Here is an 18,118-nt window from a genome sequence, read left to right as displayed (position 1 = left end):
CCTCGACAGGGGCGGGGCCAGCCCGCCCACCTGGCGATGCCGGCCGTCAGTACCCGCGCGGTTCTGGCTTCGGCCGGGCATGGATGACGGCGTCGATTGTCCACACGGCCATGGCCAGGACCGCAGCGACTTCACCGATCATCAGGGCCAAGGCCCCGATCTTCACCATGGGGATGGCGAGCAACGCCATCCATGGTCGAAGTTCGAACTCGAAGCTGCTGCGTGCCCACAGACGTATCGCGGCCAGCAGCAACGTCGCCCAGGCCAGGATGCCGCCGACCAGACGTGCGTCGGCCACCTGCATCAGCAGCAGTGCCCCGATCGCCAGCAGTGGGACCAGCAGCAGCCTAGGCAGCCATCCGTGCTGGCGTGGATGCTCAGGCGCGCATTGCCACTGCATCAACCCGCCCAGGGGCAGCAGCAGGGAGCCACCGATGAGCACGGCCAGTCCACCGTACAGGGCAACCTGGCCGATGCTGGCCATGCCGTGGTTGCGCGGTCGCGACGGGTCGTCCGCCAGGGCCAGCGCCCCCAGGACCAGCAGCAGTATCAGGGCGCACAGGATGCTGCGCAGCACACCAAGCTGCATCTTCAGCGGCGTGACCTTCCTCGGCTGCGACAGGATCTGCCAGAACGCTACCTGGTCTGGATTCAACGGTGGCAACACATCCTGGGCGTAGTGCACGCCCAGCAGTTCAAGAGTGCGCCGCATGGTTTCCACGCGACCGGGCATGCAGGCGGTCCACAGGGCTTCCAGCCGGTGCCAGGGTCGGGTGAGTCGCTCCATGCGGACGCGGGCTTCCCGCGCAGACACAGGGGCTTCCGGGCGATCCAGGCAGGCGACCAGTGCGGCATGATTGTGCGGCTGCAGCCGCCAGTAGTGGTGCAGCTGTTCGCGCCGCAGATGGATCTCGAAGGGATCGATGTCACTGCCGATTTCATTCCAGCAGAAGCACAGGTCCAGCAGGTCGAAGTTCTCCGCACACACTGGTGCTCCCTGACGCAGCAGGATCTGCAGCACGGTGTCGCCGATCCGCTGCTTGTCGGTCAGTGACCACAGCTCCTGCCGCGTCGCCAACCAGCGTTCGAAGCTGTCGGGGTCGCTGTCAGTCGCGGTGTCCACTACCAGACGTGCGAAACGATGCAGGTCCAGTGCGGGCTCCGCCGCGTCGTTCGGCGTGGCCTCGATCGGCATGGGGGCACTGGTGTGCACTGGCCCGTGGCTGGGAGCAGGTCGACCTTCGAACGGCAGCAGCGCGTCGAGCCTGGCCATATCCATGTCCATGTCCGGCGATTCCGGCGATTCCGGCGATGGAGGCGGGAAGTGGGCCTGCAGGAGCGGAGCCGCCTGAGCGGAGCTGTCCACCGCGATGGCGTCGTCCAGGCCGCCCAGCGCATCGTCACCACAATGTGCACGCTCACGCGCCCATTGCAACGCGGCCTGGTAGGCCTCGTGCAGTTGCTGGAAGGCCTCCGGATCGCCGTCGGGCCGAGTCACCCGCAGTCGCTTCGCATAGGCGCGCTTGATCGCGCGCTCGTCGGCCGATGCGTCCAGTTCCAGGACCTGCAGCGCCCAGCTCACGCGTCACGCTCCAGTGCGTCGAGGGCCTCAGTCAGTTCACGGCGATGGCGCTCGACGGTGACCGTATCCTGGCCGTCCAGTACATGACGGAAGTGGCTGAGCCACGACTGCAGCTGTTCGCGATGGTGGATGAGTTCTTCATACAACCGCTCGGCACGAGCAACAACTGCCAGGTTCGGTTGCGCGTCGCGCGGATGGACCTTCAGGTTCTGCAGGGCATGCAGCCGCTGTTCGATCTCAGCCGGCGACAATACGCCGGGGTTCTGTTCCAGGATGAGCTCCTGGCGCTTGCCGGTAGCGTCCTCGGTGACTTCGACCTGCAGCAACCCATTCACGTCGTAGGTGAATCGCGCAGTGACGCTGCGTTCGTGCAGTGGGCCGCGGTGCGTGAGTGGCAGGGTCAGCTCGCCCAGCTTGATGTTGCGATCGACCATCGGGCTCTCGCCCTGGTAGACATCGATCACGACCACGCGCTGCTGCTCGTGCAGCGGGAAAAAGCGATCCTCGCGGCTGACCGGCACCACGCTGTTGCGCTGGATGATCGGGTGGAAATAGCCGCTGCGCTCGCCACCGGAGGCATCCTGGCGGGACACCTGAGTGCCCAGTGTGTAGGGGCAGACATCGGTCAGCACGACCTCGCGCAGCGATTCGTCGCGCGCCTTCAGTCCGGCGGCAACGGCGGCACCCAGCGCAATCGCCTGGTCGGGATGGACATGGCGCAGTGGCAGCCGGCCGAACATCCGGGTCGCCAGCCTGCTGACCATCGGCATGCGTACCGCACCGCCGACCAGGATGATGTCGTCCAGCGCCTCGGGCTTGAGCCGAGCGTCGCGGATCGCGCGCTCGATGGGCGTGCGCATGCGCAGCAGCAGCGGCTCACAGAGCTGCGCGTAGCGTGCCTCATCCAGCTGCCACTGGCGTTCGCGGCCGGCCAGGGGCAACTGCAGGCTGGCAGCACCGCTCTGGCTGAGTTCGCGCTTGAACAGTTCCAGCCGACGCAGCAGCTGCGCCTGTTCGGCAGCGGACAGGTCGCTGGCGGACGTGCCCTGGTCGGCATGGAAGGCCTGCACGAGTACCTGCAGGAAGTCCTCGCCACCCAGGAAATTGTCGCCGGCGCTGGCATGCACTTCGACCACGCCGTCGAACAGCTCCAGGATGGAGACGTCGAAGGTGCCACCGCCCAGGTCCAGCACCAGCACGCGGCCTTCGCCGTCACGCTCCTGCAGGCCATAGGCCAGCGCGGCGGCCGTGGGTTCATTGATCAGGCGCTCGACACGGATGCCGGCCAGCTCGCCGGCGGCGCGGGTGGCCTTGCGCTGGGCATCGGAGAAGTAGGCCGGAACGCTGATCACCGCTTCCTCCACCTTGTGGCCCAGGGCGGCTTCGGCGTCGGCCAGCAGCGAACGCAGCACCATCGCCGAGAGCTCCTCGGGACGGAAGCTGCGCTCACCCAGCCGGGTCTCACGGTCGCTGCCCATCCAGCGCTTGAAATGGGCCACGGTCTGCTGCGGATGGCTGACCAGGCGGTCACGGGCCGGCTGGCCGACCAGCACGGCGCCATCGACGAGGCTGACCACCGAAGGGGTCAACAGCTCGCCATGGGCATTGGGGAACAGCTGCGGCCCCGCTGCCGTGTGCATGCCGATGAGGGAATGGGTGGTGCCAAGATCGATGCCGACGATCATCTGCGGACGTCCGATGTGCAGAAAACGGCAATTCTAGGAGTGCGACGCAGGCCTGACTATCGGGCGTTGCCCGACAGCGCCCCACGGGCTATGGTCCCGGGCTGTTCTGTCGTACCGGATTGCCTCATGTCACCACGCAAAGCCCTTCCCACCGCCCTGGCCCTGGGCCTGACCCTCGCCGCCGGTGCCCACGCCGATGAAGGCATGTGGATGCCGACCCAGCTGCCGGAACTGGCCAAACCGCTCCAGGCTGCAGGCTTCAAGGGCAATCCGGCCGACCTGGCCAACGTCACTGCACCGCCGCTGAGCGCGGTGGTGCGTGCCGGTGGTGGCACCGGCTCGTTCGTGTCCAGCGATGGCCTGCTGCTGACCAACCACCACGTGGCGATGGGCGTGATCCAGTACAACAGCTCGCCCGAGCACGACCTGATCAACGGTGGCTTCATCGCCAGGGACCGCGCCGACGAGCGCCCGGCCAACCCGGACTTCCGTGTGCTGGTCACCGTCGGCTTCGACAAGGTGACCGACCAGGTGCTGGCGCAGGCGCGTGGCAAGACCGGCCGTGCCTACTTCGATGCCGTGGATGCGGCCAGCAAGCAGATCGTGGCCGAGTGCGAGAAGGACGGCAGCGTGCGTTGCTCGGTGGCCAACATGTACTACGGCACCGACTTCTACCGCATCGCCCAGCTGGAGCTGAGCGACGTGCGCTTGGTGTACGCGCCGCCGCGTGCGATCGGCAACTACGGCGATGAGATCGACAACTTCATGTGGCCGCGCCACACCGGCGACTTCACCCTGCTGCGCGCTTACGTGGGCAAGGACGGCAAGCCGGCCGCCTACAGCAAGGACAACGTGCCCTACCAGGCGCCGGCGCACCTGCAGATGTCGGTGGAAGGGCCGAAGGAAGGCGACTACGCGATGCTCGCCGGTTACCCGGGCATCACCTACCGCCACCGCACCGCCGCCGAATTCGCTGGCCAGATCGATACCGTGCTGCCGCGCCGCGTGTCGGTGTTCCAGCAGATGATCGACACCATCGAGGCGGCCAGCGCCAAGGACGCGCAGGCGCGTACCCGCTACGCCTCGCAGCTGCAGTCTCTGAAGAACAACCGCAAGCGCGCCGCCGGTGAGCTGGAAGGCCTGCTGCGCAGCGACGCCAAGGCCCAGCGTGCCGCCGACGAGACGGCGATGCTGGCCGCCACCGACCGCAAGTACCAGGGCGACATCAAGGCGCTGCTGGCCAACCTGTCGCAGGGCGCGGCGGTGGGCGAACGTGACCTGCTGCTGGAGCAGATGGCCGCACAGAGCCAGCTGCTGCGCTCGGCGCTGCTGCTGGAACGCCTGCGCATCGAATCGGCCAAGCCGGACGCACAGCGCGAGAGCGGCTACCAGCAGCGCGACCAGGCGATGATCGAAGGCGTGCTCAAGCAGGTCCAGCGCCGCTACGCGCCGGAAGTCGAGAAGGCGCTGCTGAGCACCCTGCTGACCCGCTACCAGCAGCTGCCGGACGCGCAGCGCGTGGCCGAGTTCGACGCCGCCTTCGGCCGTACCCCGCAGCAGCTGGCGACGGCGCTCGATACCCTGTACGCCGGCACCCAGCTGGGCGAGGAGGCACAGCGCCTGTCCCGTTTCGCGGCGGCCCGCGAAGGCAAGGCACTGGCCGCCGATCCGCTGATCGCCGTGGCCGGCCCGCTGGTGGCCGCGCAGCTGCGCATCGAGAACGAGAGCAAGACCCGCGAAGGCGAGCAGCTGCGCCTGCGCCCGGCCTACATGCAGGCGCTGTTCGCCTGGCGTGCCAAGCAGGGCCGTGCGGTGTACCCGGATGCCAACCGCACCCTGCGCATCAGCTACGGCAAGGTCGAAGCGCTGCATCCGCGCGACGGCGTGACCTACTCGCCGGTGACCACCGTGGCCGGCATCGTCGAGAAGAACACCAACGCCTATCCGTTCGATGCTCCCAAGCCGCTGCTGGCCGCGATCGCCAAGGGTGACTTCGGCAGCACCGCCGACCCGGCGCTGAAGACCCAGACGGTCAACTTCCTGACCAACCTGGACACCACCGGCGGCAACTCCGGCTCGCCGGTGCTCAACGCCAAGGGCGAACTGATCGGCCTGAACTTCGACAGCAACTGGGAATCGGTCAGCGCCAGCTGGTGGTTCGACCCGCGCTACAAGCGCGCCGTGCACGTGGACATGCGCTACCTGCGCTGGCTGCTGGCCAAGGTCTACCCGGCACCGGAACTGCTGAAGGAAATGGGCGTGCCGGCCCAGTAACGCCGGCTCCTGGTGGGTGCCCAACGTTGGTGGGCACGGAGGCCTCCGTCACGACCAACGGTCGTGACCCACCGTCGCGCCACCCTTGCGCCCCTCTGTCGTGACCTACCATCACGACCAACGGTCGTGATCTACTGGCCCCTGTCCTGACGGAAACGCGCGCGTGGTCTCCAGCTGGATCCTGCTGCTGGTCTCGGTTGCCTATGCCGCGCTGCTGTTCGGCGTGGCGTGGTGGGGTGACCGTCGGCCGATGTACCCCGACCGGCCGTGGCTGCGGCCGGTGGTCTACAGCCTGGCGCTGGCCGTGTACTGCTCGTCGTGGACCTTCTACGGCGCGGTCGGCACCGCCGTGCGCAACGGCGTGGGCTACCTGCCGATCTATATCGGTCCGTTGCTGCTGCTGTTGTTCGGCTGGCGCATCATCGAGCGCCTGGCGCTGATCGCGCGCAGCCAGAACGTGGTGTCCATCGCCGACTTCATCTCTTCGCGCTTCGGCCGCTCGCGGCGGCTGGCGGCGCTGGTGGCGATCATCGCGCTGATCGGCATCATTCCGTACCTCGCCCTGCAGTACAAAGCGGTGGCGATGAGCCTGCAGGTGCTGACCGGCAACACCGGCCCGACCGGCTTCTTCACCGATCCCGCGCTGTATGTGGCGCTGCTGATGGCATTGTTCGCCACCCTGTTCGGTACCCGCCAGGTCGATGCCACCGAGCACCACCACGGCATGATGCTGGCGATCGCCTTCGAATCGGTGATCAAGCTGCTGGCGATGCTGGCCGTGGGCGTGTTCGCCTACCTGTGGCTGAGCAACCGCACCGACGCGGTGGTCGAGTCGGTGCATACGCTGTTCACCGGCCTGCCGCCGGTGGGCTTCATCTCGCAGACCCTGCTCAGTTTCCTCGCCATCATCTGCCTGCCGCGCCAGTTCCACGTGGCCGTGGTCGAGTGCGGTGACGTGCGCGACGTGCGCCGCGCGCGCTGGATGTTCGGCGGCTACCTGGTGCTGATTTCCGGCATGGTGCTGCCGATCGCCACCGCCGGCGTGACCCTGTTCGGCACCGGTGGCAGCGTCGCCGACGATTCGATGGTGCTGGCCCTGCCGCTGGCCGAGGGCCGCAACGCGCTGGCGCTGATCGCCTATGTGGGCGGGTTCTCGGCGGCCACCGGCATGGTCATCGTGTCGTCGATCGCGCTGGCCACCATGGTCAGCAACGACCTGGTGATGCCGGTGCTGCTGCGCCGTAGCGGTGACCACCAGGAGGCCGCCGACGTCGCCTCGCGCGTGCTGTGGATCCGCCGCCTGGCGATCCTGCTGCTGGCACTGATGGCCTACAGCTATTACCGCACCAGCAGCAACGACAGCACGCTGGCCTCGTATGGCCTGATGGCGTTCGCAGCGGTGGCGCAGTTCGCGCCCGGCCTGATCGGCGGCCTGTACTGGCGTGGCGCCAGCCGTCGTGGCGTCGAGACGGGCATGCTGCTCGGCTTCGCCACCTGGCTGTACACCCTGCTGCTGCCGGCGATGACCATGGCCGGCTGGGTCGATGCCGCCTGGGTGCAGCACGGCCCGTTCGGCATCGAGTGGCTGCGGCCGCAGCAGCTGTTCGGCATGACCGGCTGGGATCCGTTGACCCACGGTACGTTCTGGTCGCTGCTGGTCAACGCGGCGACGATGATGCTGGTGTCCGCGCGCTGGCGGCCCGGCGTTGATGAGCGGCTTCGCGCTGCGCCGTTCCTCGATCCATATGCCGAGCGCCCGTCGGTGGCCGGTGGTTGGCCGGGTCACGTGCACGTGGGCGACCTGCTGGCGCTGGCCTCGCGCGTGGTTGGCGAGCGCCACGCGCGGCGTTCGTTCTTCGAGCAGGCGCAGTCGCTGGGCCGCGAGCTGCAATCCTCGGCGCCTGCGGACCGGCCGTGGGTACAGTTCACCGAGCGCCTGCTGGCCGCGTCGATCGGTGCGGCATCGGCACGCCTGCTGCTGACCAGCCTGCTGCGCGGCTCGGGCATGGACCTGGGTGAAGTGGTGGCGGTGCTGGATGAAGCGGGACAGGAACTGCGCTTCAACCGCGAGATCCTGTCGACCACGCTGGAGAACATCAGTGCCGGGGTCAGCGTGGTCGACCCGGACATGCGCCTGACCGCGTGGAACCGCCGCTACCAGGATATGTTCGGCTACCCCGACGGCATGCTCTACGTGGGCCGCCCGGTGGCCGACCTGATCCGCTACAACGCCGAGCGCGGCGAGCTGGGCGAGGGTGACATCGAAGTGCAGATCAACCGCCGCATCGGCTACATGCGCGCCGGTTCACCGCACGTGTTCGAGCGCACCCGCAGCGATGGCAAGGTGATCGAGATGCGTGGCCAGGCTCTGCCCGGTGGTGGCTACGTGACCAGCTACAACGACATCACCGACTACAAGCACGCGGAAAAAGCGCTGCTGGAAGCCAACGAGACGCTGGAACAGCGCGTGGCCGAACGCTCGCATGAGGCCGAGGTCGCGCAGCAGTCGAAGACCCGCTTCCTGGCGGCGATCAGCCATGACGTGCTGCAGCCGCTGAACGCAGCACGCCTGTTTGCTTCGGCACTGCGCGACAGTGATCACGTGAGCGACGAGCAGAAGCATCTGGCCGAGCGCGTGGATGCGTCGCTGCGCGCGGCTGAAGAACTGCTCGATGGCCTGCTGGATGTATCGCGGCTGGATGCCGGCGGCCTGCACCCGGTGATCGGCGAGTTCGACGTGAGTGCGCTGATGCGCGAACTGGCCGCGCAATACACCCCGGTCGCCGCCGGCCGTGGCCTGCGCCTGGACCTGTTCGCACGCCCGGCATGGGTGCGCAGTGACCGCCGCCTGCTGCGCCGCGTGCTGCAGAACTTCCTGGCCAATGCGCTGCGTTACACCCGCCAGGGCCGCATCGTGCTGGCCGTGCGCCAGCGCGGCGACGAAGTGGAACTGCAGGTGTGGGATACCGGGCCCGGCATTCCCGAGCACCACATGCGGCAGATCTTCGACGAGTTCCACCGCTACCAGCAGCCGTTCGACTGGGGCGAGCAGGGCCTGGGCCTGGGCCTGTCGATCTGCCAGCGCATCTCGCGCCTGCTCGACCATCGATTGAACGCACGCAGCCGGGTCGGCAAGGGCTCGATGTTCTCGATCATCCTGCCGCGGGTGGCACCGCTGCCGGGCTATACCGAACTGGCCACGCCGGTACCGACCGTGGCCGCACCGGTACGCAGCGATTCGCTGGCCGGCCTGCGCGTGCTGTGCGTGGACAACGACGAGGAGATCCTCGACGGCATGCGCGCACTGCTCGGCCGCTGGCAGGTGCAGGTGATCACCGCCGCCACCGTCGACCAGGCGCTGGAGAAGATCGCCGAGCGCCCGCAGGTGATGCTGGTGGATTACCACCTGCACGACCGCATGGATGGCCTGGACGCGCTGGTGGCGTTGCGCGAGGCGGCCGGTTACCCGCTGCCGGGCGCACTGCTGACCGCCGATGGGCGTGATGAGCTGAAGCGGATGGCACGCGAACGGGGTTACCGCGTGCTGACCAAGCCGATCAAGCCGGCCTCGCTGCGCGCCTTCCTGGGCGCGCTGCGCGACGCGCAGTAGCGCCGGCCGCCCGGCAGTAGATCCACGCCATGCGTGGATGTGACGTCTGGTAGTGCCGGCCGCTGGCCGGCAACCACGCAATCGCCCGCTCTCGGCGTTTTACCCCACGCCGTGCAGGTGCTCGTACAGGATCGTCGCACCGATGATCACCAGGATCACGCCACCGATGATCTCGGCGCGCTTGCCGACCATGCTGCCCAGCACGCGGCCGAGCATGATGCCGACGGTGACCATGGTCAGCGTGCACAGGCCGATCACCGCAGCCATCACGCCGATATGCACGTCCATGAAGGCCAGGCCGATGCCCACCGCCATCGCGTCGATGCTGGTGGCGAAACCGGTCAGCGCCAGCTTCCAGAAGCCGTGGTGCTGCGAGGGATCCTCGTCGTCCTCGGCACTGTCCGGGCGCAGGCCGTTGTAGATCATGTGGATGCCCAGTGCGCCGAGCAGGCCGAAGGCGATCCAGTGGTCGAAGGCTTCGACGTACTGCAGGGCGGCACGGCCAAGCAGCCAGCCGATGATGGGCGTGATCGCCTCGATGACGCCGAAGATGATGCCGGCACGCAATGCATCGCGGAACACCGGCTTGCGCATGGCCGCGCCCTTGCCGATTGCAGCGGCGAAGGCATCGGTGGACATGGCAAAGCCGATCAGGAGGATCGAAATGGGGGACATGGGCGGCGGCTGAGGTCGGGCTAGGACGGACGCACGGCCTGCGCTCGCGCCCAACCTGATGTTGCGCGCGCGGGCCGCTGGTCTCGCCAACCATCATGGTTGTCCACGCCACGGCGCACTGGCCGAGTATGTTGACGTGGACGATTCCTGCGAAGGAATCCGGCTACTCCCCAAGGGGACGCGAAGCTTAGCATCGCGATCCGCGCGTGGCGCACTTCCAGCGAAACGCGCAGGCAGGGCTGGTTTGTATAGCGATGGCTATAACAGGGCGAAGCAAAGGCGTGCCAAGCAAGCTTGGCACCTACCAGTGCGGTTTCAGATGATGTCGCGCGTTTCAGGCGATTGCCGGCCAGCGGCCGGCACTACCGTCAATCTTCTTCCGGCGGCAGCACGATGGCGTCGTCGTCGATCGCCAGCTTGCCGGCCATCAGCACGGCCTGGGTGCGGTTGGTCACGCCCAGCTTGCGCAGGATGGCGGTGACGTGGGCCTTGATCGTCGCTTCGGAGACGTTGAGGTCGTAGGCGATCTGCTTGTTCAAGCGCCCAGCGCCGAGCATCTGCAAGACGCGGAACTGTTGCGGGGTCAGCTCACGCAGGCGCTGGCCGACTTCGCGTTCCTCGCTACCGGTGGGCGGCACGTTGTGCGCTTCCGGCGGTGCCCAGGTCTCGCCATCGAGGATGGTGCCCAGCGCGTGGCCGATGGTGTCCGAGTCGGCCGACTTCGGAATGAAGCCCAGCGCGCCGTGGTCGAGTGCACGGCGCATCACCGTGGCTTCTTCGCGCGCGGACACCACCACCACCGGCAGGTGCGGGTGCAGCGAGCGCATGTGCACCAGCGCGTTGAAACCCTGCGCACCGGGCATGTTGAGGTCCATCAGGACCAGGTCGGCGTCGTTGTGCTGGTCGGCCAGCGCGTACAGTGCTTCCACGCTGTCGGCCTCGAACAGCTGCACGCCGGGGATGACCCGCTGCACCGCCCCACGCAGGGCTTCGCGGAACAGCGGGTGGTCATCGGCAATCAGGAGGGTGGTCATGGTCGGGGGGAACCGTGGGGGGAAACTCTATGGGGTCAGAGCCCTTTCCTGGCGGAAAGGGATCTGACCCCGGGTGATGCATCAGCGTACTTTGCGCTCGTCCACCAGCGACGCCACCACCGACGGGTCGGCCAGGGTCGAGGTGTCGCCGAGCTGGTCCGGCGCGTTCTCGGCGATCTTGCGCAGGATGCGGCGCATGATCTTGCCCGAGCGGGTCTTCGGCAGGCCCGGCGCCCACTGCAGGTGGTCCGGCGTGGCGATCGGGCCGATCTCCTTGCGCACCCAGGCGACCAGTTCCTTCTGCAGCTCATCGCTCGGTGCTTCTTCGGCCACCAGGGTGACGTAGGCGTAGATGCCCTGGCCCTTCACGTCGTGCGGGAAGCCGACCACGGCCGCTTCGGCCACCTTCGGGTGCGAGACCAGCGCACTTTCCACTTCGGCGGTGCCGATGCGGTGGCCGGACACGTTGATCACGTCGTCGACGCGGCCGGTGATCCAGTAGTAGCCGTCTTCGTCGCGGCGGCAACCGTCGCCGGTGAAGTAGCTGCCCGGGTAGGTGCGGAAATAGGTATCGATGAAGCGCTGGTGGTCGCCGTACACCGTGCGCATCTGGCCCGGCCAGGAATCGCGGATGATCAGGTTGCCCTCGGTTGGGCCGTCCTGGATCTCGCCATCGGCATTGACCAGCGCCGGCTGCACGCCGAAGAAGGGCAGGGTGGCCGAGCCCGGCTTGAGGTCCATCGCGCCGGCCAGCGGCGAGATCAGGATGCCGCCGGTCTCGGTCTGCCACCAGGTATCGACGATCGGGCAGCGACTGTCGCCGACCACCTCGTAGTACCAGCGCCAGGCTTCCGGGTTGATCGGTTCGCCGACACTGCCGAGCAGGCGCAGCGACGCGCGCGAGGTCTTCTTCACCGGCTCCTCGCCCTCGCGCATCAGTGCACGGATGGCGGTCGGGGCCGTGTAGAAGATGGTGACCTTGTGCTTGTCGATGACGTTCCAGAAGCGCGAGGTGTCCGGGTAGTTCGGCACGCCTTCGAACATCAGCGAGGTCGCGCCGTTGGCCAACGGCCCGTACACGATGTAGCTGTGGCCGGTGACCCAGCCGACGTCGGCGGTGCACCAGTAGACGTCGTTCTCGCGCAGGTCGAACACCGCTTCATGGGTGTAGGCCGCGTACAGCAGGTAGCCGCCGGTGGTGTGCAGCACGCCCTTCGGCTTGCCGGTGGAACCGGAGGTGTAGAGGATGAACAGCGGATCTTCCGCGTTCATGCGTTCCGGCTCGCAGGTAGCCGGCTGGCTGTCCACCACATCGTGGAACCAGCGGTCGCGCGGGGCCTGCATGTCCACCGCGCCGCCGGTGTGGCGCACCACCAGCACGGTTTCCACGGTATTGGTGCCGGGCAGCTTCAGCGCGGCATCGACGTTGGCCTTCAGCGGAATCTTTCGACCACCGCGCAGGCCCTCGTCGGCGGTGATGATCAGCTTGCTCTGGCAGTCGCTGACGCGGTCGGCGATCGAGTTCGGTGCGAAGCCACCGAACACCACCGAGTGGATCGCACCGATGCGCGCGCAGGCCAGCATGGCCACGGCGGCGTCGACGATCATCGGCAGGTAGATGGTGACGCGGTCGCCCTTCTTGACGCCGAGGTTGCGCAGCGCGTTGCCGAGGCGGCAGGTGCGCTCGTACAGCTCGCGATAGGTCACGTGCTGGGCCGGTGCATCCGGGCCATCCGGCTCGAACAGCAGGGCGGTCTTGTCGCCGCGCGTCTCGAGCTGGCGATCCAGGCAGTTCACGCTGGCATTGAGCTCGCCATCTTCGAACCACTTGATGTGGAAATCGGACAGGTCGTAGCTGACGTTCTTGATCTTCGTCGGCTTGCGCATCCATTGCAGGCGCTCGGCGGCCTTGCCCCAGAAACCATCCGGGTCGGTCACCGAAGCCTGGTACTGCTGTTCGTACGACGTCTTGTCGATGCGTGCCTTGGCGGCGAACTGCGGATCGACGGGGTAGATATCAGCCATGGCACCCTCACTTGCACGTTGACTTTGTGTGTGCGGTCGCAGCATTGCGGCGACCGATCCCCTTCAGTTTGCCCCATCCACCCCCGGCCGCGTCACCACTCTGGTTAGACCATGGTCGAAAGTGAGCGCCCAGCAGGGCCGGGTTCGACCAATGGCGAATAGCCGCTATACATAATCGCCCCGCAGTCTCGGCTCGACCGTGCCCCACGCGCGGCATCACCTTGCCACTTGGGAGAGAGGGCAACATGAGCCACCGTACGTTGAAAGCCGTGCGCACACCTTTGGCGGCCTGCCTGTTGGTCGCCCTGGTCGCACCGGGCATGGCGTTCGCAGAGACCGCCAAAGAGAAAGCACTGGAAGCACGCGTTGCCGAACTGGAACGCCAGGTCCAGCTGCTGCTGTCTTCGCAGCAACAACAACAGACCCAGATCAGCCAGACCCAGCAGGCGGTGACCGAAGTCCGCACGGTGCAGGCCGAGCAGAAGCCGGTCGCACAGGTGCCGGCCGGCAAGCAGCCGATCCAGGTCACCACCATCACCCCGGGCGCGGCGCCGGGCACCACGGTCAAGATCGGCGGCTTCATCAAGGCCGACTTCCTGGCCACCCAGACCAGCGATGGCCAGCTGGCCGACGACGCCACCGGCCGCTCGCTGTACCTGCCGGGCCAGACCCCGGTGGAAGGCGCCGGCGGCACCGGCAAGCGTTCGGGCACCGACTTCAACGCCCATGCCAAGTTCTCGCGCTTCAACCTGGGCATCGACAACGTGAGCGAATCGGGCAACAAGGCCGGTGCGTTCTTCGAGATGGACTTCTTCGGCAACTCGCTGGGCAACCAGACCGCCACCAACACCTATGGCGTGACCCTGCGCCACGCCTACATGTACTGGAACAACTGGCTGGCCGGCCAGACCTGGTCCAACTTCATGGACGCGGCCGCACTGCCGGAAGCGGTCGACTTCGTCGGCCCCACCGACGGCGTGATCTTCGTGCGCCAGGCCCAGGTGCGCTACACCCAGGGCGGCTTCAGCGTCGCGCTGGAAAACCCGGAAACCACCAACCTCACCGGTACCCGCAACCCGGTCACCGGCGCCTGGACCAACACCAGCGCCAACTCCGATCGTGGCAGCCTGCCTGATCTGACCCTGCGTTACGGCTGGAAGGGCGACTGGGGCACCTTCGGTGTCGGCGGCATCGTCCGCCAGCTGAAGGTCGACAACCAGGCCACCGGTGCCAAGGCTGACAAGGTGGCCGGCGGCCTGACCCTGGGCGGCAAGTGGGTGATGGGTGACAGCGATTCGCTGCACTACCAGCTGACCGGCGGCGAAGGCATCGCCCGCTACATCGGCCTGGGCATCACCGCCGACAGCGCCTACGACGTGGCCCGCGACGAGCTCAACCCGACCGGCGTGCTGGCCGGCTACGTGGGCTGGCGGCATGCGTTCTCGCCGAAGCTGCGCACCAACCTGATCTACGCGCGCAGCGACTACGACAACGACAGCATCCTCGGCCCGCTGGTGACCAAGAGCGTGCAGAGCATCCGCGGCAACATCTTCTATTCGCCGCTGCCCAAGGTCGATATCGGTGCCGAGCTGATGTATGGCCGTCGCGAAGTGGAGAACGGCAACAAGGGTGACATCACCCGATTGCAGTTCACCACCAAGTACAGCTTCTAAGAGCGTGCCGGCCAGCGGCCGGCACCTACCGAGATGGGGTGCCGGTCGCGGCCGGCACCTACCGAATTGAGTGCCGATCAAGGTCGGCACCCACCGAGATTGAATGCCGGCCAAGGCCGGCATCTACAGAGGGAAAGCGTCCCATGTCCAGCACTGCATCAAGCCCGCACAATGCGGCGGGCACCCTGACCAAGGGTCACAAGAAAGTCATCTTCGCCTCGAGCCTCGGCACGGTCTTCGAGTGGTATGACTTCTTCCTGTACGGCTCGCTCGCCGCCATCATCGCCAAGCAGTTCTTCAGTGGCGTCAATGAAACCACGGGCATGATCTTCGCCCTGCTGGCGTTTGCAGCCGGCTTCTTCGTGCGTCCGTTCGGCGCGGCCTTCTTCGGCAGCCTCGGCGACCGCATCGGCCGCAAGTACACCTTCCTGGTCACCATCCTGATCATGGGCATCTCGACCTTCCTGGTCGGCGTGCTGCCCAACTACGCCTCGATCGGCTTCGCCGCACCGGTGATCCTGATCATCCTGCGCCTGGCCCAGGGCCTGGCGATGGGCGGCGAGTACGGCGGTGCCGCCACCTACGTGGCCGAGCATGCGCCGGACGACAAGCGTGGCCTGTACACCAGCTTCATCCAGTGCACCGCCACGCTCGGCCTGTTCATGTCGCTGCTGATCATCCTGGCCTGCCGCTACTTCCTGGGCAACGAAGCCTTCGAAGCCTGGGGCTGGCGTATTCCGTTCCTCGTGTCGATCCTGCTGCTGGGTGTGTCCGTGTGGATCCGCCTGCAGCTGAGCGAATCGCCGCTGTTCCAGCAGATGAAGTCCGAGGGCAAGGGTTCCAAGACGCCGTTCCGTGACAGCCTGAAGGGCGGCAACCTGAAGCTGATGCTGCTGGTCCTGCTCGGCGCCGCAGCCGGCCAGGCCGTGGTCTGGTACGGCGGCCAGTTCTACGCGCTGTTCTTCCTCAGCAGCATGCTGAAGGTCGATGCCACCACCTCCTACCTGCTGATCGCGGCCGCGCTGGCACTGGGCGTGCCGTTCTTCATCTTCTTCGGCTGGCTGTCCGACCGTATCGGCCGCAAGAAGATCATCCTGGCCGGCTGCCTGCTGGCGGCTGTTACCTACATCCCGATCTTCAAGGGCCTGACCCATTTCGCCAACCCGGCCATCGAAGAAGCCCGCAGCAGCTCCCCGGCCCTGGTCGTGGCCGATCCGAACACCTGCTCGTTCCAGTTCGATCCGGTCGGCCTGCGCAAGTTCACCAGCTCCTGCGACGTGGCTACCGCTGCGCTGACCAAGGCCGGTGTGCCGTACGACGTACAGCCCGCCGCCGCCGGTTCGCTGGCGATGGTGAACGTGGGCAGCGCCAGCGTCACCTCGTATGAGGCCGCTGGCCTGACCAAGGAAGACGGCAAGGCCAAGGCCGACGCGTTCGGTGCGGAACTGAAGACCGCCCTGACCACCGCCGGCTACCCGGCCAAGGCCGATGGCGCACGCATCAACATCGCCGGCACCATCTTCATGCTGTGGCTGCTGGTGCTGTACGTGACCATGGTCTACGGCCCGATCGCCGCTTACTTGGTCGAACTGTTCCCGACCCGCATCCGCTACACCTCGATGTCGCTGCCGTACCACATCGGCAACGGCTGGTTCGGTGGCTTCCTGCCGGCGATCTCGTTCGCGCTGGTGGCCGGTACCGGCAACCTCTACTACGGCCTGTGGTACCCCATCATCATCGCGTTGATGTCGGTGGTGATCGGCGGCTTGTTCCTGCGCGAGACCAAGGACGTGGATATCACCAAATAACCGGCGTGCCGACCAACGGTCGGTACCCACCGGGTTTCAGGGGCCGCGGTGCAGACCGCGGCCCTTTTGTTTCCCTGTTTTTGGGGTCAGATCCCTTTCGCCTGCGAAAGGGATCTGACCCCATCGAGACGCGGCTCGACCCTACAATCGGCCCATGAGCACCGTCACCCCAGTCGACCTCCCCGCCATCCTGCACACCCTGCGCAGCGCCTGGCAGTCGCAGCGCCCGTCGCTGGACCAGCGCGAGAATGACCTGCGCCGCTTGCGCGAGGCGCTGAAGCCGCGCCTGGACGAAATGGCCCAGGCCATCGCCGAGGACTTCGGCCACCGCGCCCACGTCGAATCGAAGCTGGCCGATGGCATGAGCGTGCTGTCGGCCATCGACCACCTGCGCCGCCATCTGCGGCGCTGGTCGAAGCTGCAGCGGGTGGGCGCCGGTTGGCGACTGTGGCCGGCGCGCGCGCAGCTGCGGCCGACGCCGCTGGGCGTGGTCGGGGTGATCTCGCCCTGGAACTACCCGGTCACGCTGGCATTGGTGCCACTGGCCACCGCCATCGCCGCCGGCAACCACGTACTGCTGAAGCCTTCGGAACACACGCCGCGCACCAGCGCGTTCCTGGCCGATCTGCTGGCCAGCGTGTTCCCGCCCGATCGGGTGGCGGTGGTGCAGGGTGGGGCGGACGTGGCCGCGGCGGTGTCGTCGCTGCCGCTGGACCATCTGCTGTTCACCGGCTCGACGGCCGTTGGCCGCAAGGTGATGGCCGCAGCGGCCGAACATCTGGTACCGGTCACGCTGGAACTGGGCGGCAAGTCGCCGGCGATTGTCTGTCGCGATTTCCCGCTGGATAAAGCCGCAGCGCGGCTCGCCACCGGAAAATGGTTCAACGCCGGCCAGACCTGCATCGCGCCGGATTACGTGCTGATCGATACCGCGCGCCAGCGCGAGTTCGTGCAGGCGCTGCAGCAGCAGGTGCGCGAACGCTACGGCGATTTCAGCGATGCCGGCGACTACACGCGCATCATCAACGAAGGCCAGTACCGGCGCCTGCAGGGCTATCTGGCGCAGGCGCGCGAACGCGGCGTGCCGGTGATTCCGCTGGCGCAGGTGGATGAGGCGCGCGCCGACCGCGAGCGCCTGCTGGTGCCGACCGTGGTGCTGGACCCGCCGGACGACCTGGACCTGATGCGCGAGGAGATCTTCGGGCCGATCCTCCCGGTGCGGGCGTACCCGGATCTGGATGCGGCGCTGGCCGACGTGCTGTCGCGTGATCGGCCGCTGGCGCTGTATCCCTTCAGCCACGACAAGGCGACGGTGGAGCGCATCCTCGGCCAGGTAGTGGCCGGCGGAGTGACCGTCAATGACACGCTGCTGCATTTCGCCGCCGATGGCCTGCCGTTTGGCGGGGTAGGGGCCAGCGGCATGGGGGCGTACCACGGCCGCGCCGGATTCGATGCGATGAGCAAGCGGCTGCCGGTGCTGTGGCAGTCGCGCTGGGCCGCCAGTGACCGGCTGCGGCCGCCGTATTCGAAGATTGCGGGGTTGTTGAAGCTGCTGCTTCGGTAGTGCCGACCGCTGGCCGGCAAATGCAGGGTCTCGCCGAGGGTTCATGGGGTTGCCGGCCAGCGGCCGGCACTACCGGTAGGTGCCAACCCGCGCGGCCCCTTCCGGTGGGTGCCAACCTTGGTTGGCACGCGTGAACCCCATGCGCCAACCAAGGTTGGCGTCTACCAAACCCGGGCCGGGTAGAATGC

10 protein-coding genes and 1 riboswitch are annotated in these 18,118 nt (G+C 67.1%); of the genes, 5 read left to right on the top strand and 5 right to left on the bottom strand.

What is annotated here, in order from left to right; translation table 11 throughout:
• Positions 1–46: 46 nt before the first annotated feature.
• Both ACZK1G_RS22025 and ACZK1G_RS22020 read right to left on the bottom strand, forming a co-directional pair.
• Positions 47–1,582, bottom strand: a complete 1,536-nt coding sequence (locus tag ACZK1G_RS22025) for a J domain-containing protein (RefSeq protein ID WP_053085947.1) — start codon at positions 1,580–1,582, stop codon at positions 47–49.
• Positions 1,579–3,267: a molecular chaperone HscC gene (locus ACZK1G_RS22020; protein ID WP_101766327.1), complete on the bottom strand. Its 1,689-nt coding sequence runs from the start codon at positions 3,265–3,267 to the stop codon at positions 1,579–1,581. Before ACZK1G_RS22020 ends, ACZK1G_RS22025 begins: the two co-directional genes overlap by 4 nt.
• A gap of 126 nt (positions 3,268–3,393) precedes the next feature.
• On the opposite strand from ACZK1G_RS22020, the gene ACZK1G_RS22015 reads away from it, so the two are divergent.
• Both ACZK1G_RS22015 and ACZK1G_RS22010 read left to right on the top strand, forming a co-directional pair.
• Positions 3,394–5,541 (top strand): S46 family peptidase, encoded by a 2,148-nt coding sequence (locus ACZK1G_RS22015; protein WP_101766326.1) that lies wholly within the window; start codon positions 3,394–3,396, stop codon positions 5,539–5,541.
• A 163-nt stretch (positions 5,542–5,704) separates the two neighbouring features.
• Positions 5,705–9,151 carry a hybrid sensor histidine kinase/response regulator gene (locus ACZK1G_RS22010; RefSeq protein ID WP_049446912.1) on the top strand — a complete coding sequence of 1,149 codons (3,447 nt, stop codon included), beginning with the start codon at positions 5,705–5,707 and terminating at the stop codon, positions 9,149–9,151.
• A gap of 99 nt (positions 9,152–9,250) precedes the next feature.
• Here the strand turns inward: ACZK1G_RS22010 and ACZK1G_RS22005 are convergent, their stop codons facing one another.
• The 3 genes from ACZK1G_RS22005 to acs all read right to left on the bottom strand — a co-directional run bounded on the left by ACZK1G_RS22005 (position 9,251) and on the right by acs (position 12,885).
• Positions 9,251–9,826, bottom strand: coding sequence for a manganese efflux pump MntP (locus ACZK1G_RS22005; protein ID WP_032957840.1), 576 nt, complete (start codon positions 9,824–9,826; stop codon positions 9,251–9,253).
• A gap of 88 nt (positions 9,827–9,914) precedes the next feature.
• Positions 9,915–10,004, bottom strand: a riboswitch (yybP-ykoY riboswitch).
• Positions 10,005–10,194: 190 nt separating this feature from the next.
• Positions 10,195–10,860, bottom strand: a complete 666-nt coding sequence (locus ACZK1G_RS22000) for a response regulator transcription factor (protein ID WP_006477308.1) — start codon at positions 10,858–10,860, stop codon at positions 10,195–10,197.
• 81 nt (positions 10,861–10,941) lie between these two features.
• A complete protein-coding gene (gene acs, locus ACZK1G_RS21995; protein ID WP_049446915.1) occupies positions 10,942–12,885 on the bottom strand; it encodes an acetate--CoA ligase in 1,944 nt (647 codons plus the stop codon).
• Between the two features lie 245 nt (positions 12,886–13,130).
• Here acs and ACZK1G_RS21990 point away from each other — a divergent pair, with 245 nt between their 5' ends.
• The 3 genes from ACZK1G_RS21990 to ACZK1G_RS21980 all read left to right on the top strand — a co-directional run bounded on the left by ACZK1G_RS21990 (position 13,131) and on the right by ACZK1G_RS21980 (position 17,930).
• Positions 13,131–14,558 (top strand): DcaP family trimeric outer membrane transporter, encoded by a 1,428-nt coding sequence (locus ACZK1G_RS21990; RefSeq protein WP_101766325.1) that lies wholly within the window; start codon positions 13,131–13,133, stop codon positions 14,556–14,558.
• A 143-nt stretch (positions 14,559–14,701) separates the two neighbouring features.
• A complete protein-coding gene (locus ACZK1G_RS21985) occupies positions 14,702–16,366 on the top strand; it encodes an MFS transporter (RefSeq protein WP_049446920.1) in 1,665 nt (554 codons plus the stop codon).
• Positions 16,367–16,520: 154 nt separating this feature from the next.
• A complete protein-coding gene (locus ACZK1G_RS21980) occupies positions 16,521–17,930 on the top strand; it encodes a coniferyl aldehyde dehydrogenase (RefSeq protein WP_101766324.1) in 1,410 nt (469 codons plus the stop codon).
• Positions 17,931–18,118: the final 188 nt, after the last annotated feature.

The organism is Stenotrophomonas sp. 109824_Sma (assembly GCF_056480025.1).
Note: the sequence above shows the minus strand (reverse complement) of the source record. Positions and strands in the feature narration are given on the sequence as shown.

Coding starts and splice junctions, on each gene's coding strand:
- ACZK1G_RS22015 (WP_101766326.1), top strand. CDS start 3,394: ATGTCACCACGCAAAGCCCTTCCCACCGCCCTGGCCCTGGGCCTGACC.
- ACZK1G_RS22000 (WP_006477308.1), bottom strand. CDS start 10,860: ATGACCACCCTCCTGATTGCCGATGACCACCCGCTGTTCCGCGAAGCC.
- ACZK1G_RS21985 (WP_049446920.1), top strand. CDS start 14,702: ATGTCCAGCACTGCATCAAGCCCGCACAATGCGGCGGGCACCCTGACC.
- ACZK1G_RS21980 (WP_101766324.1), top strand. CDS start 16,521: ATGAGCACCGTCACCCCAGTCGACCTCCCCGCCATCCTGCACACCCTG.
- acs (WP_049446915.1), bottom strand. CDS start 12,885: ATGGCTGATATCTACCCCGTCGATCCGCAGTTCGCCGCCAAGGCACGC.
- ACZK1G_RS21990 (WP_101766325.1), top strand. CDS start 13,131: ATGAGCCACCGTACGTTGAAAGCCGTGCGCACACCTTTGGCGGCCTGC.
- ACZK1G_RS22005 (WP_032957840.1), bottom strand. CDS start 9,826: ATGTCCCCCATTTCGATCCTCCTGATCGGCTTTGCCATGTCCACCGAT.
- ACZK1G_RS22020 (WP_101766327.1), bottom strand. CDS start 3,267: ATGATCGTCGGCATCGATCTTGGCACCACCCATTCCCTCATCGGCATG.